Source organism: Nocardia shimofusensis NBRC 100134, assembly GCF_001613125.1.
In the GTDB taxonomy this organism is placed as follows: Bacteria; Actinomycetota; Actinomycetes; order Mycobacteriales; family Mycobacteriaceae; genus Nocardia; species Nocardia shimofusensis.
In genome coordinates, this window is sequence record NZ_BDBT01000003.1 from 22,381 (window position 1) to 40,115 (window position 17,735).

General features: G+C 69.9%; 16 protein-coding genes. 9 read left to right on the plus strand and 7 right to left on the minus strand.

Annotated features, from left to right (window positions below; all coding sequences use genetic code 11):
- The first annotated feature begins 212 nt into the window (after positions 1–212).
- Positions 213–407 carry a DUF7455 domain-containing protein gene (locus tag NS3_RS29905; RefSeq protein WP_040797248.1) on the plus strand — a complete coding sequence of 65 codons (195 nt, stop codon included), beginning with the start codon at positions 213–215 and terminating at the stop codon, positions 405–407.
- A 163-nt stretch (positions 408–570) separates the two neighbouring features.
- Here NS3_RS29905 and NS3_RS03860 read toward each other — a convergent pair whose 3' ends face one another.
- Positions 571–1,320 carry a TetR/AcrR family transcriptional regulator C-terminal domain-containing protein gene (locus NS3_RS03860; RefSeq protein WP_245649456.1) on the minus strand — a complete coding sequence of 250 codons (750 nt, stop codon included), beginning with the start codon at positions 1,318–1,320 and terminating at the stop codon, positions 571–573.
- Positions 1,321–1,610: 290 nt separating this feature from the next.
- On the opposite strand from NS3_RS03860, the gene NS3_RS03865 reads away from it, so the two are divergent.
- Together NS3_RS03865 and NS3_RS03870 are read left to right on the plus strand one after the other, a co-directional pair.
- A complete protein-coding gene (locus NS3_RS03865; RefSeq protein WP_067854473.1) occupies positions 1,611–3,338 on the plus strand; it encodes a DEAD/DEAH box helicase in 1,728 nt (575 codons plus the stop codon).
- Entirely contained in the window at positions 3,338–3,889 is a 552-nt protein-coding gene (locus NS3_RS03870) for a hypothetical protein (protein ID WP_067853673.1), read from the plus strand. The genes NS3_RS03865 and NS3_RS03870 overlap by 1 nt, the downstream gene beginning before the upstream one ends.
- Positions 3,890–3,895: 6 nt before the next feature.
- On the opposite strand, the gene NS3_RS03875 is transcribed toward NS3_RS03870, so the two are convergent.
- Positions 3,896–4,636: an SDR family NAD(P)-dependent oxidoreductase gene (locus NS3_RS03875; RefSeq protein ID WP_067853676.1), complete on the minus strand. Its 741-nt coding sequence runs from the start codon at positions 4,634–4,636 to the stop codon at positions 3,896–3,898.
- 110 nt (positions 4,637–4,746) lie between these two features.
- On the opposite strand from NS3_RS03875, the gene NS3_RS03880 reads away from it, so the two are divergent.
- Positions 4,747–5,343: a TetR/AcrR family transcriptional regulator gene (locus tag NS3_RS03880; RefSeq protein WP_067853681.1), complete on the plus strand. Its 597-nt coding sequence runs from the start codon at positions 4,747–4,749 to the stop codon at positions 5,341–5,343.
- A gap of 118 nt (positions 5,344–5,461) precedes the next feature.
- Here NS3_RS03880 and NS3_RS03885 read toward each other — a convergent pair whose 3' ends face one another.
- Positions 5,462–7,201 (minus strand): DEAD/DEAH box helicase, encoded by a 1,740-nt coding sequence (locus NS3_RS03885; RefSeq protein ID WP_067853684.1) that lies wholly within the window; start codon positions 7,199–7,201, stop codon positions 5,462–5,464.
- Positions 7,202–7,377: 176 nt separating this feature from the next.
- On the opposite strand from NS3_RS03885, the gene NS3_RS03890 reads away from it, so the two are divergent.
- A complete protein-coding gene (locus NS3_RS03890; protein WP_084495019.1) occupies positions 7,378–8,622 on the plus strand; it encodes a YihY/virulence factor BrkB family protein in 1,245 nt (414 codons plus the stop codon).
- A 13-nt stretch (positions 8,623–8,635) separates the two neighbouring features.
- Here NS3_RS03890 and NS3_RS03895 read toward each other — a convergent pair whose 3' ends face one another.
- Positions 8,636–8,875 (minus strand): DUF3039 domain-containing protein, encoded by a 240-nt coding sequence (locus NS3_RS03895; protein WP_067854479.1) that lies wholly within the window; start codon positions 8,873–8,875, stop codon positions 8,636–8,638.
- Positions 8,876–9,024: 149 nt separating this feature from the next.
- Between NS3_RS03895 and NS3_RS03900 the strand changes: the two genes are divergently transcribed.
- The 4 genes from NS3_RS03900 (at position 9,025) to NS3_RS03915 (ending at position 13,051) form a co-directional block, all read left to right on the plus strand.
- Positions 9,025–9,450, plus strand: coding sequence for a DUF3099 domain-containing protein (locus NS3_RS03900; protein ID WP_067853686.1), 426 nt, complete (start codon positions 9,025–9,027; stop codon positions 9,448–9,450).
- A 13-nt stretch (positions 9,451–9,463) separates the two neighbouring features.
- Positions 9,464–10,204 carry a VOC family protein gene (locus NS3_RS03905; protein ID WP_067853689.1) on the plus strand — a complete coding sequence of 247 codons (741 nt, stop codon included), beginning with the start codon at positions 9,464–9,466 and terminating at the stop codon, positions 10,202–10,204.
- A 144-nt stretch (positions 10,205–10,348) separates the two neighbouring features.
- Positions 10,349–11,869: a DUF7782 domain-containing protein gene (locus NS3_RS03910; RefSeq protein ID WP_067853693.1), complete on the plus strand. Its 1,521-nt coding sequence runs from the start codon at positions 10,349–10,351 to the stop codon at positions 11,867–11,869.
- Between the two features lie 213 nt (positions 11,870–12,082).
- Complete coding sequence (locus NS3_RS03915; protein ID WP_067853696.1) at positions 12,083–13,051, plus strand: sigma-70 family RNA polymerase sigma factor; 969 nt, start codon at positions 12,083–12,085, stop codon at positions 13,049–13,051.
- A gap of 114 nt (positions 13,052–13,165) precedes the next feature.
- Here NS3_RS03915 and NS3_RS03920 read toward each other — a convergent pair whose 3' ends face one another.
- The 3 genes from NS3_RS03920 to NS3_RS03930 form a co-directional block, all read right to left on the minus strand.
- Complete coding sequence (locus NS3_RS03920) at positions 13,166–13,477, minus strand: DUF4333 domain-containing protein (RefSeq protein ID WP_067853699.1); 312 nt, start codon at positions 13,475–13,477, stop codon at positions 13,166–13,168.
- Between the two features lie 190 nt (positions 13,478–13,667).
- Entirely contained in the window at positions 13,668–16,379 is a 2,712-nt protein-coding gene (locus tag NS3_RS03925; protein WP_084495020.1) for a bifunctional acetate--CoA ligase family protein/GNAT family N-acetyltransferase, read from the minus strand.
- Positions 16,372–17,637, minus strand: a complete 1,266-nt coding sequence (locus NS3_RS03930; protein ID WP_067853703.1) for an acetoin utilization protein AcuC — start codon at positions 17,635–17,637, stop codon at positions 16,372–16,374. The genes NS3_RS03925 and NS3_RS03930 overlap by 8 nt, the downstream gene beginning before the upstream one ends.
- Positions 17,638–17,735 lie beyond the last annotated feature (98 nt).

Below are 17,735 nucleotides of genomic sequence, written 5' to 3' on the forward strand. Positions count from 1 at the left end.
ATCCGGGACCGAGTGTGTTCGCTCTGGGCGAAATCCCAGGTCGTGTTAGAGAAAACACACCGGATTCCCTACGGGAACAAACCCCGCGGCGCGAACGTCTGACAGAGTAGTCATACCACTGCTGGGAAGTAGCGGTAGCGAGCTCGTGGTGAGTGACCACGAGCCCCACACCAGGTGAACGGACTAGTGCCGGGAGCCAGGACGGAGGAGTCATGCCAGGAACCCTGACTAGCACCCCACTGACCGCGGTCGATCGTTGCGACCGTTGCGGGGCTGCCGCCCGTGTGCGCGCAGTGCTGCCCGCCGGTGGAGAGTTGCTCTTCTGCCAGCATCACGCGAACGAACACATGGATCGACTGCGTGAGCTCGAGGCCGTCATCGACACGGAATCGGCTCCCGCCCCCTGAATCCCGCTTCGCGATGATTTCTCGCTCCGACGTTCTCGCGTCCTGACACAACAGCATCGAACAACAGAAGATCGTCTTCCCCGGCAGCGGGCGACCCCCTCGGTCGCCCGCTGTCGGTGTCTCCCGGCAGTTCACCGAAGGGGCCGCTACCGGTGTGCGGCGGCTATAAGTGCAGGTCGGCGAGAATGCCGTCGATGAGCTTGGCCAGGCCGAAGGCGTAGGCGCCATCCGGATCAGCGGGCGCCTGATGGATCTCGCCGACCGCTTGTCCCACCCTGGTCGCCAGCGGGAACTCCGAGCCGGGCATCACCCGCGCCAACTCCGGGCCGACCTGTTCCCACCACTGCGCGTCACTGACCTCCCCGGTCTCCCTGGTCGCGGCGACCGCCAGCCGCGCGTTGCCGGTGGCGAAATCGGTGAGCACCGCGATCACCCGGTCCATCTCGACATCGGACAGCCCGATCCCGTCGATGGCCATGAGTTGCCGTTCGTAGCGCCGCATCCGGCCGGGGCCGAGCACCAACCGCCACGGCGGCACCTCCAGCATCCACGGATGGGCGATGATCTCGGCGCGGACGCCGTCGGCGATCGCGGCCATCCGAGCACGGACATCGGCCGCGGGATCGATCGGCCGGTCCCGGTCGGCGACGGCGTCGACCATGAGGACGGTCAGCGCTTCCTTGCTGGGCACGTAGGTGTACACGCTCATCGGGCGAAGGCCGAGTTCCGCGGCGATGGCGCGGATGGATATCTTCTCGTACCCCTCGCGGTCGGCGAGCGCGACGGCCGCCGCGACCACCTCGTCGACGCTGACCGCAGGTTTGGGCCCACGCGCGACCGGCCTGCCGGGCAGTGAGTGCCGCCACAGCAGAGTGAGCAATCGCCCGGCCGCACCGGGGTCGTCCTGGGCCACGTTCCTCCTCATGTGTTCCGAACAGCGGCATGGCGCCGTGCCGCAACGCTACCCATGCCGGCACAGCCGACGATCGCCCCGTATACCCCGCCGGGAACAAAGTCCGTACGGTGTACGTTATCCCGACGCATCATCGAACGCGACGCCCGGAGGTAGTCCTGCCTGTCCCCGAATCCACCGCGCCCACCATTCCCGCTCCCGGCACCACCACGCCGACTGTCGGCACCATCGAGCCCGGGGCCGACCAGCGCCGGGTGGCGAGCCAGGCTACCTACCTCCCCGATCGGCACCTGTTCGCGCTGTGGACCTGGTCCGGCCGCGCACCCGGCGGCGCCCCCGCCGAACTGGGCACTACCGAGCGCATCCCCTTGGTCGTTCCCGTCGGTGACCGGCTGGAGGTGACCGAGGTCGACTGCGCTCTGATCACCCCGCACGAACTTTCCGAGATCTCGTCCATATCGGCCACTCCCTCGCTGCTCGCCTGGCAGAACGTAGTGCGCGGGGCCACGCCCGCGCCGACGATTCCCTTGGCCGCACACGCGATCCCCGACGCCGTGGGCGAGTCGGTGCTCGCCCCCGCCACGGCATTGCGGGCGCTGGCCACCACCGAGGCCGTCACCGCCGAACTCATCGGCGCCCTGCGCGCGGACCTGCGCGGCTATCAGGCGCGCGGGGTGGGCTGGCTCCGCGAGACCGTCGAGGCCCACGGCGGCGCGATCCTCGCCGACGAGATGGGGCTGGGAAAGACGGTGCAGGCCATCGGTTTCCTGCTCGGCCGCGCCGACGGACCGCAGCTGGTGGTCTGTCCGACCTCGCTGGTGGGCAACTGGGTGCACGAGATCGAACGGTTCGCGCCCGGTCTCCGGCCGCGCGCCTGGCGAGGCGGTGACCTGGACACCGAGCCGGGCACGGTCGTGGTGGCCGGCTACCCGACGCTGCGCCTGCACGGCGAGCGACTGGCCCCGGCGCGGTGGCGCAGTCTGATCTTCGACGAGGCGCAGGCACTGAAGAATCCCCGCACGCAGGTGGCGAAGGCGGCTCGCTCGCTCACCGCCGAAGCGCGCGTCGCCCTCACCGGCACCCCCGTGGAGAATCGGCTCGACGAGCTGTGGGCGCTGCTGCATCTGGTCGCGCCGCGACTGTTCGCGCACCGCACCCAGTTCCGTCGGCGCTTCGTCCGCCCCATCGAGGAGGGATCGCCGAGCGCGCCCGCCCGGTTGCGGGCCGCCGTCGAACCGGTCCTGCTGGCCAGGACCAAAGGCCAGGTCGCCGCCGCGCTGCCCGCCAAGATCCAGGTGGACCTGCGCTGCGATCTCACCGAGGAACAGCAACGGCTCTACGACGATCTGCTGGCGCGGGCCGTGGACGACGGCTTCGGCGACGGCGCGCAACGACAGAGCCGCGTGCTCGCCGCGCTCACCGCACTCAAACAGGTCTGCAACCACCCCGGCCTGATCACCGGCGACCTGATCGAACTCGGCGGGCGCAGCGGCAAATTCGACCTGTGCACCGACATCGTCGCCGCCAACCTGGCGACCGGCTCGCCCACCCTCGTCTTCACGCAGTACCGGCAGACCGGCGAACTGCTCGTCCGGCATCTGGCCGAACAGTTCGCGGTCACCGCACCGTTCTTCCACGGCGGCCTGAACCAGGCCGAGCGCGCTCGCATCGTCGCGGACTTCCAGTCCGAGGACGGCCCGCCGGTACTGGTACTGAGCTTGCGCGCCGCGGGCACCGGCCTGACGCTGACCCGCGCCGCCGACGTCATCCACTACGACCGCTGGTGGAATCCGGCGGTGGAGGCACAGGCTTCCGATCGGGTCCATCGGATCGGTCAGACCCGCACCGTCACCGTCACCACGTTGACCTCGGACACCACCGTGGAGGAACACATCGCGGGGATGCACGACCGCAAATCGGCGCTGACCGACCTGTCCGGCGCCTCCGCGGTGGCCGCGCTGGCGAAGCTCGACGACGAGCAACTGATCGAGATTCTGCGACGGAAGCGGGGAAACTGATGGCGGACAACGAATTCGGCTACACCGCATGGGGCATGGATTGGGTGCGCCTGGCCGAGCCGCTGCACCGCACGCGCCCCGAACCGCTGCTGCCCCGCGCCCGCAGTATCGCGCGCAACCACGGGGTCGGCCTCGAGATCGAGGGCAGGATCGTGCGCGCGCACATCCACCGCGGCGGGCAGGCGTCGGTCAGCCATCTCGAAGTCGAACCGATGCCGCGCACGATCGTCTCGGCGATCGCCGAGATCGTCTCCGACCCCGGACAACTCACCGATGACACCCATCGCGCGCTGATCGACGCGGGTATCGCCCTCGCGCCCGTTCTGAGCAGCACCGACTGTTCCTGCTCGGCCCGCACGGCGTACTGCCTGCACGTCTTCGCCGTGCTGTACTCCCTCGCCCGCCGCGTCGACGAGAATCCGCGGCTGGCATTGGAGTTGCGAGGCTACTTCGATGCGGACCCCCTCGAGGCGAACGTGGATGCTCCGCCGCCGCGATGGATACCGCTGCACGCGATCGACCCGACCGGCTACTTCGAGCCGGCCCGGTGAGGCCGATCAGGCATTGGTGCCGCTGTCGACGGTGAGCACGGCGCCGGTGATGCTGCGGCCCGATTCACCGGCGAGGAAGGCCACCGCGGCGGCGATGTCGGCGGTGGAACCGAACCGGCCGAGCGCGGTGAGCCCGACCTGCGCGGACGCGTGATCGCCGGCGGCCGGATTCATGTCGGTGTCGGTCGCGCCGGGCTGCACCAGGTTGACGGTGATGCCGCGCGGGCCGAGTTCACGGGCGAGCGCCCTGGTGAAGCCGTTGAGAGCGGACTTGCTGAGGTTGTAGAGCGACAGCCCGCCGAAGGGGGCGTGATCGGTGAGATTGGTGCCGATGCCGATGATCCGGCCACCCGCGCCCATGTGCTTCAGTGCGGCCTGCGCGGCTACGAAGGCGGCGCGCGCGTGCACGTTCAGCGCCTCGTCCACCTCGTCGAGGGTGAACTCCTCGAAGGGCTTGCTCGGAAAGATGCCCGCGTTGTTGACCAGGACATCGAGCCCGCCGAACTCGTCGGCGGTCCGGTGCACGGCGGATACCACCGCCGCGGCATCGGCGCTGTCGGCGCGGATGGCCGCGGCGCGCCTGCCCAGCGCTCGGATCTCGCCGACGACCGCGGCGGCGGCCGACTCGCCGTTGCGGTAGGTCACCGCCACGTCGGCGCCCTCGGCCGCCAACTGGCGGGCGATCTGCGCCCCTATTCCTCGACTCCCCCCGGTGACCAGCGCCTTCTTACCTTCGAGACCTGCCATCGCCGACCCTTTCTTATTTTTGTATCGATCACTACAAAAGTATCTGATCTCATGAGGTGCCGCTGAGTCAAGCGGTATCTTCAGTCGGTCGGTACAGAAAGGAGCTCGGCGTGGCCAACCGTGGACGTCCCCGCGCCTTCGACCGGACCGAGGCGCTGCGTCGGGCCATGGAGGTGTTCTGGGAACACGGCTACGAGGCCACCTCGATGAGCGACCTGACCGCCGCGATGGGCATCAACTCGCCCAGCCTCTACGCCGCCTTCGGCGACAAGGAGGCTCTCTTCCGGGCCGCGATCGAGTTGTACGGCAGCACATTCGGCAGTTACACCGCCCGCGCCCTGAGTGAGCAGCAGACCGCGCGGGCCGCCGTCGAGACGATGCTGCGCGACAACGTCCGCGTCTACACCCGCGCGGACGTGCCCCACGGTTGCATGGTCGTGCTCGCCGGATCGGCATACACGACACGCAATTCCGGTGTCCGCGACTTCCTGTCGGATAAACGCCGACAGACGAACGAGGACATCAGGCAGCGGCTCGAACGCGGAATCCGCGACGGTGATCTACCCGCCGGGACCGACACCGCCGCACTGGCGCGCTTCTACACCACGGTCCTCTACGGCCTGTCCGTCCAGGCCAGGGACGGCGCGGCGCCGGAGGAACTCGATGCCGCCGTCGACTGCGCGCTGACCGCCTGGCCGTCGAGCTGACCAGCCCAGACACGGGATTTTCCTGCGCTACGAGCCACCTGCCAGCGACCCTGCGCCGCCGCTCCGGAACCTCGGTTCGGCACTCGCTCACCGCGCGGGGCGCATCTGCGGGTCGTGATCACCGACGACGCAGAGCGGCGATCCGGTCGTGCAACTGCTCGGCGGAGGCCAATGCCGTCGGCGGACCACCGCATTCGCGCCGCAACTCGCCGTGGATGACGCCGTGCGGTTTGCCGGTGCGGTGGTGGTGCATGGCGACCAGGCTGTTGAGCTCGCGGCGCAACTCGCCCAGTCGATCGGCGGTGGCGACCCGCTCGGTCGCCGCGGCGACGGCGGGGCCCGCGACCGGCTGCGGCGCCGACAGGGCCGAGCGTTCGGCGACCTGCTTGGACTGACGCTCGCGGAGCAGGGCGCGCATCTGGTCGGCGTCGAGCAGGCCGGGGATGCCCAGGTAGTCGGCCTCCTCGTCGCTGCCCGCGAAGGTGGCGGTGCCGAACGAGTCACCGTCGTAGATCACCTGGTCGAGTTCGGCGTCGGCGGCCAGAGCGACGAACTTGCGCTCCTCCTCGCCCGGCTCGTCCTTCTGCTTGGCCGCGTCGATGAGCAGTTCGTCGTCGAGGCCGTTCTTCTCCCGGTGCGGCTTGCCGATGACATGGTCACGTTGCAGTTCCAGCTGCGCGGCCAGGTCGAGCAGCACCGGCACCGACGGCAGGAACACACTGGCGGTCTCCCCCTGCCGCCGGGCACGCACGAACCGGCCGATCGCCTGCGCGAAGTACAGCGGGGTCGCCGCGCTGGTCGCGTAGACACCGACGGCCAGGCGCGGTACGTCGACGCCCTCGGACACCATGCGCACCGCGACCATCCACGGCGTGGTGCTCTCGCTGAACTCGGCGATGCGTTTGGACGAGCTCGGGTCGTCGGACAGCACGAGGGTGGGTTTGGTCCCGCTGATGTGTTCGAGCAATTCGGCGTAGTCGCGGGCGCGTTCCTGATCGGTGGCGATCACCAGACCACCCGCGTCGGCCATGCCGGATTCGCGTTTCTGCCGCAGCCGGATGTCGGCGGCGCGCAGGACCGCGGAGATCCAGTCACCCGCCGGATCGAGGGCGGTGCGCCAGGCTCGGGCGGTCTGTTCGGGGCTGAGCGGCTCGCCCAGACGCGCGGAGTGCTCCTCCCCCGCACTGTCGCGCCAGTGCGCGTCACCGGAGTAGGCCAGGAACACCACCGGGCGCACGACGCCGTCGGCCAACGCCTCGGCATAGCCGTAGGTGTGGTCGGCGCGCGATTTCGGGAACCCGGATTCGTCGGGTTCGTAGGTGACGAAAGGGATCTGGCTGTCGTCGGAGCGGAACGGCGTACCGGTCAGCGCCAGCCTGCGGGTCGCGTCGCCGAACGCCTCGGCCGTCGCCTCGCCCCAGCTCTTGGCATCGCCCGCATGGTGGATCTCGTCGAGGATCACCAGCGTGCGGCGGTTCTCGGTGCGCACCCGGTGCCGAGTGGGATGGGCGGCGACCTGTGCGTAGGTGACGACGACGCCGTGGTAGTCGCCGGAGGTGCCGCCCGTGGAGTTGGAGAAGCGCGAGTCGAGCTGGATGCCGTTGCGCACCGCGGAGGCCGCCCACTGATGCTTGAGGTGCTCGGTGGGCGCGACCACGGTCACCTGATCCACCGTGCGATCAGCCAGCAACTCCGCGGCGACCCGCAGGGCGAAGGTGGTCTTACCGGCCCCGGGGGTAGCCACCGCGAGGAAGTCGCGCGGCTTGGTGGCCAGGTACTTGGTCAGGGCTCGTCGCTGCCATGCGCGGAGGGAGCCACCACCCGAACTCCTCGCCGCGCCACCTTCCGAACCTGTCACGGCAATGACAGTAGCGGCCCGCGGCGGCGACTCGCCAAACCGACTCGGCAGCGTCACAGCGATTCGCGCCGGCCTGCGACGAGCGTCACAGACCCGCGCGGACGCACCGCCTGCCACCGACACGGAACCACCGTGGCCCGGCGCACCGGCACCGAGTGCGGGATGCTGTAAGCACCATGAACGACGACAGCCCGCTATCCGAAGCACTCGCTGTGACCCCGGAGGTCCACGGCGGCGGTGCGGGCGCGCCCACACCGGGGGCCGGACGCCTCAGCACCCGGCTCCGGCACGCGGGCAGGCAGACGCGCAGAGTGGCGGTCCGGGTGGCGGTCAAGGCGTGGGGCGATTCGATCTTCGCCAAGGCGGCGACAGCGGCGTTCTGGCAAACCTTGTCCCTGGCGCCGCTACTGCTGGGGCTGCTCGGCAGCCTCGGCTATGTGGGCGGCTGGTTCGGGCCCGACACCGTCGAGATCGTCGAATCGAAGATCCTTGCCTTCAGCCGGGATCTGTTCAGCGAAGCGGTGGTAACCGAACTCATCGAGCCGACCGTGACCGATGTGCTCGGGCAGGGGCGCGGCGCGGTGGTCTCGTTCGGCTTCGTGTTGTCGCTGTGGGCGGGTTCCTCGGCGATGGCGACCTTCGTCGACGCCATCGTGGAGGCCCACGATCAGCAGGACGCCAGGCACCCGGTGTGGCAGCGGGTGTACGCGCTGCTGCTGTACGTGCAATTCCTGATCGCCGCGGTGTTCATCCTGCCGCTGGTGGCGCTGGGACCTCAGCTGATCGGGCGGATCCTGCCGGGTTCCTGGCGCGAACCGGGCCTGCGACTGATCGACTCGTTCTACTACCCGGCGGTCGGACTACTGCTGATCGTGGGTCTGACCACGTTGTACAAGTCGGCGCTGCACAAGTCGCTGCCGTGGCATCGGCTCTTCGGCGGGGCACTGGTGGCGGGTGTGTTCTTCATGACGGCCAGCGAAGGGCTGCGACGCTACCTGTCCTGGATCACCGGGACGGGCGTCAGCTACGGCGCGCTGGCCACCCCCATCGCCTTTCTGCTGTTCACGTTCTTCCTGGGCTTCGCGGTGGTGCTCGGCGCGGAGTTCAACGCCACGGTGCAGGAGTTCTGGCCCGCGCGCGCCACCCGTCTCGAGCAGATGCGGGAGTGGCTGAGCAATCAGGTGCGCGGGGACAGCGGCCCGACGCAGGACGAGCGCGGCTGGGCGATCCCCAGCGAGGCCGACAGTGAATCGGCGGACGTCGACGGCTCGCGGCGCAGCGACGAACCGGGCGAGTGCGCACCGGACGTCACGAACAGCCGGACCTCCGACGCGATCACCGGGCGGGCGGCGGACGAGGTCGCTGTCGGCCCGGCCACGCGGGGCGACGAGCCGACGAGGTCGCTCCCCAGCGCGGGCTGAGGGACCGCGACGGTCAGTCGCCGCCCTTGCGCAGGGTCTCGTAGACCTTCTTGCAGTCCGGGCACACCGGCGAACCGGGCTTGGGCGAGCGGGTCACCGGGAAGACCTCGCCGCACAGCGCGACCACCATGGTGCCCATGACAGCGCTCTCGGCGATCTTGTTCTTCTTCACATAGTGGAAGAACTTGGGGACATCGTCGCCCGTCGTCTCGTCGGTGCTCGTATCCGGGCGAGCCAGGGTATCGGTACTCACGGCATCCATGATGCCGCATGGCCGCCCGCCCGGCACAACACCACCGCCCGGCACGAATCCCGCGAGGCGCGACCACCACGGCCGACGCGCACCGGGTCGATCCGACCTCGGGGTGTCGCGGACAAGCCCGGAGTGCAAGACTCGTAGGTATGCAGCAGCACGGCGACGCTCCCGACGCCGACGGCGGCCGCGGCGATCGCCGCGACACCTCGGCGGCTTCTTCCCGATCCAAGGGCTATTTCCCGAAAGGCGACTTCCCGGGCAACGAACACCGCCGTGCCGCGCTCATCACCGAGGCCGCGCCGTCGCTGGAGGATCAGCATCGCTCGCGGGTGCGCCGCTACACGATCCTGATGGCGATCCGCATCCCGGCGCTGATCCTGGCCGCGGTCGCCTACAGCCTCTGGGGTAGCGCGCTGATCTCGCTGCTCATCATCGGCGCGTCCATTCCGCTGCCGTGGGTGGCGGTGCTCATCGCCAACGACCGCCCGCCGCGCCGCCGCGACGAGCCCAGCCGCTGGGACCGGCCGCGCCCCGCGCTCGAGGCGCGCACGCACGACGCCATCGACGGCTGAGTCCGGCGCACGCATGATTCGATGGGTCTGGACGTTCATCGATCGTCCCGAGGACCGGTTCGAATCCTGTCTGCGGTTCTGGTCCACCATCACCGGCACCACGCCCTCGCCCCGGCGCGGTGAGCACGCCGAGTTCCTCACCTTGCTGCCCGGCCCGGCCCACGGTACGAGCGCGGCGATCAAGATGCAGTCGGTCGGCGGCGCCGGCGGCACCCACCTCGATCTCGATGTCGAGGACATCCCCGCCGCGCGGAGCGCAGCCCTGGCCCTGGGCGCCGTCCCGGTCGCCGACCATCCCGACTACACGGTTCTGCGCTCCCCCGGCGGTCTGCTGTTCTGCCTCACCCCCGCCGCGCCCGAGGCCGGCACGCCCGCCCCTGCGGTCGACGCCCCCGACAGCACCCGTTCCCGGCTGGACCAGATCTGCGTGGACATCGGCACGAGTGATCACCCCCGCGAAAGCGCCTTCTGGCGGGATTTGACCGGATGGGCGCACACCACGGGCAGGCGCCCCGAGTTCTCCCGCCTGCGCGCCGGCGCGCCCATGCCGGTGTCGCTGCTGCTGCAACGCCTGGACGAGGACCGGCCGACAGGCGCACACATCGATCTGTCGTCCAGCGATATCCAGGCGACCGCCACTTGGCACGAATCCCTCGGCGCTCGCGTGGTCGCGCGCTTCGAACACTGGATCGTGCTGCACGACCCGGCGGGCGTGGCGTACTGCGTGACCGCCCGCGACCCGGACGGCGTCTGAACTCCGGCGCGCGATCTCCCGCAAGCTGCCCGTCCGCGGCGGCGACACCGGCGGCTGATCGATTCGGTGCAGACCAGCGCGCCGTCTCCGACTGGTACCCGGCCCCTCCGGGAGCGCTCGCACGGCGGTGGCAGAGTTACCGCTGTGCACACCGACCGAACGACCACCGGTTCCCTGCTCACCGCGCTGTGCCCGGATCTGCGCTCGGCGCTGACCCGGGTGCGTTACGACGCCGACACCCTGCTCGACGTGCTCGGCCCCGACGTGCACGCCGCGCTCGGCCGTTCCGAGCCGGTACCGGTGCGCCGCGCCGCGCGCGACGCCGGTGACCTCGGCACCCTGATCAGGCTGCTGTTGCTGGGCGACGGAATGCCCGCGCGCGAGGTCGCCGCCGCGCTGGCTCCGCTCGACCTCGACCGGGCAGTCGCCGCCGGCCTACTCGAGCGCGACGGCGACGAGGTCAGGGCGGCACTGGACCTACGGCCGTTGGACGCGGGCTCGGGCAACCGCTGGATCCTGTCCGACCTCGACGACTCGATGCGTCGGCGCACCCTCGCCGAGGACCATGTGCTCGGCGTCGGCCACGCCTCGCTGTCGCTGTTGCGAGCCACCCCGACCCGGCCGGTCGGCACGGTACTCGACCTGGGCACCGGCTGCGGCGTGCAGGCGGTGCACGCCGCCTCCTACGCGAACGCGGTCACCGGCACCGATGTGAACCCACGCGCCCTGTGGCTGGCCGAGGCCACCGCGGCGCTGAACGGGCTCGACATCGAACTGCTCGAGGGATCGTGGTTCGACCCCGTGGCCGGGCGCCGGTTCGACCAGGTGGTCGCGAACCCGCCGTTCGTGGTCGGCCCCGCCCGGATCGAACACACCTACCGCGATTCGGGGCTGGCGCTCGACGGCGCCAGCGAACTGGTGATCTCCCGGGCGGCGGACCTGCTCGCTCCCGGCGGCACCGCCGCGATGCTGTCGGCCTGGGTGCACGCCGAGGGCGAGGACTGGCGTTCGCGGGTCTCGTCCTGGCTGCCCGACCACGGTGTCGACGCCTGGATCGTGCAGCGCGATGTCGCCGATCCCGCCCTCTATGTCGGCACCTGGTTGCGTGACGCGGGTTCGGACCCGCGCGATCCGGCCGCGCAGGCCCGCGCCGAGCAGTGGCTCGACGCTTTCACCGCCGCCGAGGTCGAGGGCATCGGTTTCGGGTTCGTCTATCTGCGCGCCATCGACGGCCCCAGCGAACTGCTCGCCGAGGAACTCACGCACGGGTTCGACGATCCGCTCGGTGATGAGGCGACCCGGTACTTCGAGCGGTCGGCCTGGCTGCGCGCCGTCGCCGCCGACCCGGGCGTCGCCTGGTCCTCGCGCTTCGAGGTCGACGCGAACACCGCGCTCGAGCGGGTCAGCCTGCCCGGCGCGGACGGCTGGCACGAATGCATCGCGCGCCTGCACCGCGGCGACGGCCCCCGCTGGCAGCACGAAGTGGACGAGGCGACCATCTCCTTGGTCGCGGGAATGCGACCGGACGGTCTGCCGTTGTACGACGTGGTCGAACTCCTCGCGCTCGCCCGTGGTGCGGACGAGGTATCCGCGGATTTGGCCGCCGATGCGTTGTCCGTGGTCTGCGGTCTCGTGCGGCACGGTCTCGTCCGGCCGGTTTCCTGACGGCCGTACGGGAACAACCGCGGCCGTCACGGCCCGCCGGCGGCGGCGCAGGCACCGGACTCCGGCGTGGGTTCCCGATCGGGCGTTCTCAGGAACTTCTCAGATGCTGCGCGAAAACCCGCAGCTCAGAGCTGTTTATCACACTGGGAGCGGGGAACTTTCTCTTTGTCGGGTCCGTTGATCGGATGAGACACCACCGACAGGAGGCAAGTCATGACCAGCCCCGCCACCACTCGTGTGCGCCCCAGCGATTCCGACCTCGACGCCCAGAGCCCTGCTGCCGACCTGGTACGTGTGTACCTCAACGGGATCGGCCGCACGGCGCTGCTGACGGCTGCCGACGAGGTCGAGCTGGCCAAGCGCATCGAGGCGGGCCTCTACGCTCAGCACCTGCTGGAGACGGGCAAGCGCCTTTCGGCCGCGAAGAAGAAGGATCTCGCCTTCCTCGTGCGCGACGGCCAGGCCGCCCGCTCGCACCTGCTCGAAGCCAATCTGCGGCTCGTGGTCTCCCTCGCCAAGCGCTACACCGGTCGCGGCATGCCGCTGCTCGACCTGATCCAGGAGGGCAACCTCGGCCTGATCCGGGCTATGGAGAAGTTCGACTACGCCAAGGGCTTCAAGTTCTCCACCTACGCGACCTGGTGGATCCGCCAGGCGATCACCCGTGGCATGGCCGATCAGAGCCGCACGATCCGGCTCCCGGTCCATCTCGTCGAGCAGGTCAACAAGCTCGCTCGGATCAAGCGGGAATTGCACCAGCAGCTGGGCCGAGAGGCCACCGACGCAGAATTGTCCGCCGAGTCGGGCATCCCCGTGGAGAAGATCGCCGACCTGCTCGACCACAGTCGTGACCCGGTGAGCCTGGACATGCCGGTCGGCAACGACGAAGAGGCCCCGCTCGGCGATTTCATCGAGGATTCCGAGGCCACCTCGGCCGAGTCCGCGGTGATCGCCGGTCTGCTGCACCACGACGTGCGCAGCGTGCTGTCCACCCTCGACGAGCGTGAACAGCAGGTCATCCGGCTGCGCTTCGGACTGGACGACGGCCAGCCGCGCACCCTCGATCAGATCGGCAAGCTGTTCGGTCTCTCCCGCGAGCGGGTGCGCCAGATCGAGCGAGAGGTCATGTCCAAGTTGCGCAAGGGCGAGCGGGCGGACCGGCTGCGCGCCTACGCGAGCTGACAGACGGTCCCACCGCCGACAGACCGATGCCGGGTCGCTCCAGCGGAGCGACCCGGCATTTTCGCTGTTCACCGACCGGATGTGATCGAAGGGCCGGACGGCGGAGCGCGGCGATCAGGTCGCGTCGACCTCGATGTCGTAGTTGACCGTGTCCCCCTCCACCGAGGTGACGGTCACCGTCATGGTGCGGGTGACGCCGTCGGCGGTCAGGCTGCACTCCATGACGGCGCCGACCTCGCCCTTCAGATCGTCGGGGCAGTCGACGTTCTCGGGCTCCTGCCCGACCTGATCGGCCAGCGTCTGCGTGACGGAGCGTTCCAGGTCGGTTTCCTCGACGGTGGGCGTGCTCGAGCCGATGTTCACCGAGCAGCCTGCCGCGGTGAGGCAGGCGAGCGCGATCAGTCCGGCGAGACGACGAGCATTCATAGGTACGACCTTCCTGGCGGGGACCGCGTCCCCTTCTCCGGCACGCGTCGAATCCCACCATAGATCGCGGCCTGCACCTGCGCTGTTAACGCCGAGCATCCGGAAGCGACCGATTCGCAACCGGCTGCAGTGTCCGGATCATCCGGACGGCATCCCTGCTACGCGATCTTCGGCACTCATGCTTCGGCACTCATGCCAGCCTGCGCGGGCCTTCGTCGAATCGGCTCGGTTCGGGACCGATACGCCCGCGGGCGTAGAGGATTTCGGCCGAGGTCGGCGATGCCAGCACCGGATCGAATGCCAGTTCACGCATCTCGGGTAGATCGTCGAACAGCGCCGAAATCCGTTGTGCCAGTTCCACGAGCGCGCCCTTGTCCACGCGCGGGCTGGCCGGAGTGCCGGACAGCAGCGGGGCGGCACGGGGTGCGTCGATCAACGCGGCCGCTTCGGACTCGGTGAGCGGCAGCGCACGGTAGGCCCGGTCGCCGAGCATTTCGATGATCAGCCCGGACAGCCCGAATTCGATCACCGACCCGAACGACGGATCGTCCTGCACCCGCAGTATGCAACCGACGCCCTTGGTCGCCATCCGCTGGATGTGCAGGACCGGGTCGCCACACATCCGTACCAGGTCGAGATAGGCCTGACGCACCGCCTCCGGGCGCCACAGGTCCAACCGCACACCGCTGAGATCGGCTCGCTTGCGCCATATTTCACCGGTCGCCTTGGCCGCCACCGGATAGCCGAGTTCCTCGGCCGCCGCCACCGCCGCGTCCGCGTCGCGGACCTCGCGGAACTCGACGACCGGAATGCCGTAGCAGTTGAGCAGTTCCACCACTTCCAGATCGGTCAGTCTGCGCCCGCCCGATTCGGCCATCCACGTCGCCACCAACGCCGCCGCCCGGTCGGCGTCGATGCCGTCCGGACGAACCACCGTCGAGGCAGGCCGGTCGCGCCACCGGGCGTAGCGGTGGACCCGAGCCAGCGCCCGGGCGGCCCGTTCCGGATCGGGATAGGACGGGATCGAACCACGGACCGCCATGCCGTTGCGGCCGCGCACCGAGAGCAGATTCGGCAGGCCCTGTTCGGCGACGAAGGTCGTGAGGATGGGCTTGCCCGCCTCAGGGACCGCCGCCGAAGCCGCACGGATGGCATCGGCGAAACTGGCCATCGGCACCGGCACCGGCGGCGCGAACACCACGATCAGCGCATCGCAGGCATCGTCGCGCAGCGCCTCGACCACCGCGTCTAGGTAGGCGCCGGGTGTGGCGTGCGGTCCCACGTTCACCGGTTCGGCGACCTCGAGCCCTTCGCCGCGTGCCGCGTCGACGGCCAGCCAGCTCAACGCGGTGCTGTTGGAGATCACCGCCAGGCGCGGCCCGCGGGGCAGCGGCTGATACCCGAGCATCGCCGCGCAGTCGAACAGTTCGGAGATGGAGTCGACCTGCACGATGCCTGCCTGGGCGAACAGGTCGCGCACGATGGATCGGTCGATGTCACCGCCCGGCCGCCGCGTGCGCACCGAACGTCCGCTGCTCACCGCCACGATCGGTTTGGTACGCGCGACACGACGCGCGATCCGCGAGAACTTGCGCGGATTGCCGAAACTCTCCAGATACAGCAGCACCACATCGGTGGCCGGGTCGGTGTCCCAGTACTGCAGCAGGTCGTTGCCCGACACGTCGGCGCGATTGCCCGCCGAGGCGAACGTCGACAGCCCCAGATTCCGCGCCGCGGCCTCACCGAGGATCGCCACGCCCAGCGGCCCGGACTGACAGAAGAAGCCGATGCGCCCACGCGGCGGCAGTACCGAGGCCAACGTCGCGTTCATCGCGACGGCCGGATCGTTGTTCGCGATGCCCAGCGCGCTCGGCCCGACCACCCGCATACCGTGCCCGCGCGCGGCGGCCACGAGTTCGCGTTCGGCGGCCAGCCCCTCGGGACCGGTCTCGGCGAACCCGGCGGTCAGCACCACCAGCCCTTTGACGCCCTTGGCGAGACAGTCGTCGAGCACCGAGTCGATCTCCTGCGCGGGCACCGCCACCACCGCGAGGTCGACCTCGTCGGGAATCTCGCGCACCGTGGCGTAGGCCCGCACACCCCGTACCGATCTGCGATTCGGGTTGACCGGGAACACCGGCCCCTGGAAGCTGCCGGACAGCAGGTTGGCCAGCACCGCACCGCCGACCCGACCGGTCCCCGGCGTCGCGCCGATCACCGCGATCGACCGCGGCGCGAGCAGATTGCCGACGCTACGTGCCTCGGAGGCCCGCTCACGCGCATCGCGCACCGAGACCAGCGCCTCGGTCGGGTCGATGGCGAACTCGAGATGTAGCACAGTGCCGTCGCGGCTGCGTTCGACCTGGTAGCCGGCTTCCCGGAAGACGGTCACCATGGCGAAGTTCTCGGCGAGGACTTCCGCGACGAAGGTCTGGATCCGGTTCTCCGCCGCCGCGCCCGCCAGATGCTCGAGCAGGATCGATCCCAGACCGCGCCCCTGATGTTCGTCGGCGACGACGAAGGCCACCTCGGCCGCGCGCGGACCCGGCCGGTCGATGAGTTCGTAGCGGCCCACCGCGATGATCGCGTCGCCCAGTTCGGCGACCAGCCCGACGCGATCGCGGTAGTCGACGTGGGTGGTGCGGTGCAGATCCTTCGGTGAGATCCGCGGGTACGGGCCGAAGTAGCGCAGGTATCTGGTGCGATCGGACAGCGCGGTGTGGAAGGCCTGCATCCTGTCGGCGTCGTCGGGGACGATCGGCCGCAATCGCACCACACCGCCGTCGGAGGCCAGCACATCGGCGAACCAGTGTTGCGGCGGGGCGATGGCCGGTGCCTCGGTGTCGGGCGATGTGTCCGCGGTGCTCGCCCCGGCGAGGGTGTCAGGGGTCGGGTCAGTCACGGGGATCCTCCGGGTCCAGTCCGAGTAGCGCGAAACTCGCGCGGCGGGTGGCGAGTACTGCGGAATCGACCGAACGTTGTGCTCGGTCGACGCGGGCGTCCCCGGTCTCGACCGTGCCGCCCGGCCCGTCCCACGGACGATATGCGCTGTCGCCGCCGTCGCCCATCGTGCTCGGCGGCTCGACCGCGGGCGCGGCGGCGCGCACCAGATCCGTCCACGAGGCCGGGATCGGCGTCGCCGGGTCCACGTCGCGACCCAGCGCCGCGGCCAGCAGATGCGTCCACGCGCGCGGCACCACCCGCACGAGCCCGTACCCGCCGCCGCCGAGTGCCAGCCAGCGGCCCTCGGCGTAGCGGTCGGCCAGCTCGCGCATCGCCAGAATCGCCGCGCGCTGGCCGTCCACGGTCAGTTCGAGATCGGCCAGCGGGTCTTCCCGATGGGTGTCCGCGCCGCACTGGCTGATGATGATCTGCGGCCGGAACGCCGCGATCGCGCCGGGCACGACGGCATGGAATCCGCGCAGCCACTGCGCATCCCTGGTCCCCGGCAGCAGCGCCAGATTGACGGCGGTGCCCTCCGCCGCGCCGAGACCCGCTTCGTCGGGCCAGCCGGTGTTGGGCCACAGGGTCGCCGGATGCTGATGGATCGAGATCGTCAGCACGCGCGGGTCGGTGTAGAAGGCGCGCTGCACGCCGTCACCGTGGTGGACGTCGACGTCGATGTAGGCGATGCGGTCGTAGCCGTGATCGAGTAGCCACGAAATCGCCACAGCCGCATCGTTGTAGATGCAGAAGCCCGCCGCCGAGGACGGCATGGCGTGATGCATGCCCCCGCCGATGCTCACCGCCCGGCGGGTGCGCCCCTCGGCGATCGCCCGCGCGGCCGCCAGCGTGCCGCCCACGATCACCGAGGCCGCCTGGTGCATTCCCGGGAACACCGGGTTGTCCGCCGAGCCGAGTCCGTAGGGCGGTGAGACGGGCTCCCCCGGCGGCTGTATCGCGTGCTCGACGGCTTCGATGTAGTCGGCGGTGTGGATGCGCAGCAGTTCCCCGCGTCCGCACTCGGCCGGCTCGAGAGTCTCCACGCCGTCGAGTATTCCCAGGCTGCGGGCCAGCGCCATCGTCAGTTTCAGGCGCGCGGGTTTCATCGGGTGCCGCGGTGTCCAGGTGTAGTCCAGGAACCGGTCCGACCAGACGACGGTGCCGGTATCTGCCGGTGCGGCGTGACCGGGAGGCGGCGCCGAGGATGCAGTGGCCATGGGCGCAACGGTACGCGGGAAGGGACGGACCCCGTCCGCCGTTGTCATGCAGTAGAAATATGGCATGAGCGCACGCGGCGACAGGCCGTGCGCCGACA

Bases quoted from the DNA above. Each gene is read 5' to 3' on its own strand.
- NS3_RS29905 (WP_040797248.1), top strand. From the start codon at position 213: ATGCCAGGAACCCTGACTAGCACCCCACTGACCGCGGTCGATCGTTGC.
- NS3_RS03870 (WP_067853673.1), top strand. From the start codon at position 3,338: ATGGCGGACAACGAATTCGGCTACACCGCATGGGGCATGGATTGGGTG.
- NS3_RS03875 (WP_067853676.1), bottom strand. From the start codon at position 4,636: ATGGCAGGTCTCGAAGGTAAGAAGGCGCTGGTCACCGGGGGGAGTCGA.
- NS3_RS03890 (WP_084495019.1), top strand. From the start codon at position 7,378: ATGAACGACGACAGCCCGCTATCCGAAGCACTCGCTGTGACCCCGGAG.
- NS3_RS03900 (WP_067853686.1), top strand. From the start codon at position 9,025: ATGCAGCAGCACGGCGACGCTCCCGACGCCGACGGCGGCCGCGGCGAT.
- NS3_RS03905 (WP_067853689.1), top strand. From the start codon at position 9,464: ATGATTCGATGGGTCTGGACGTTCATCGATCGTCCCGAGGACCGGTTC.
- NS3_RS03915 (WP_067853696.1), top strand. From the start codon at position 12,083: ATGACCAGCCCCGCCACCACTCGTGTGCGCCCCAGCGATTCCGACCTC.
- NS3_RS03920 (WP_067853699.1), bottom strand. From the start codon at position 13,477: ATGAATGCTCGTCGTCTCGCCGGACTGATCGCGCTCGCCTGCCTCACC.
- NS3_RS03930 (WP_067853703.1), bottom strand. From the start codon at position 17,637: ATGGCCACTGCATCCTCGGCGCCGCCTCCCGGTCACGCCGCACCGGCA.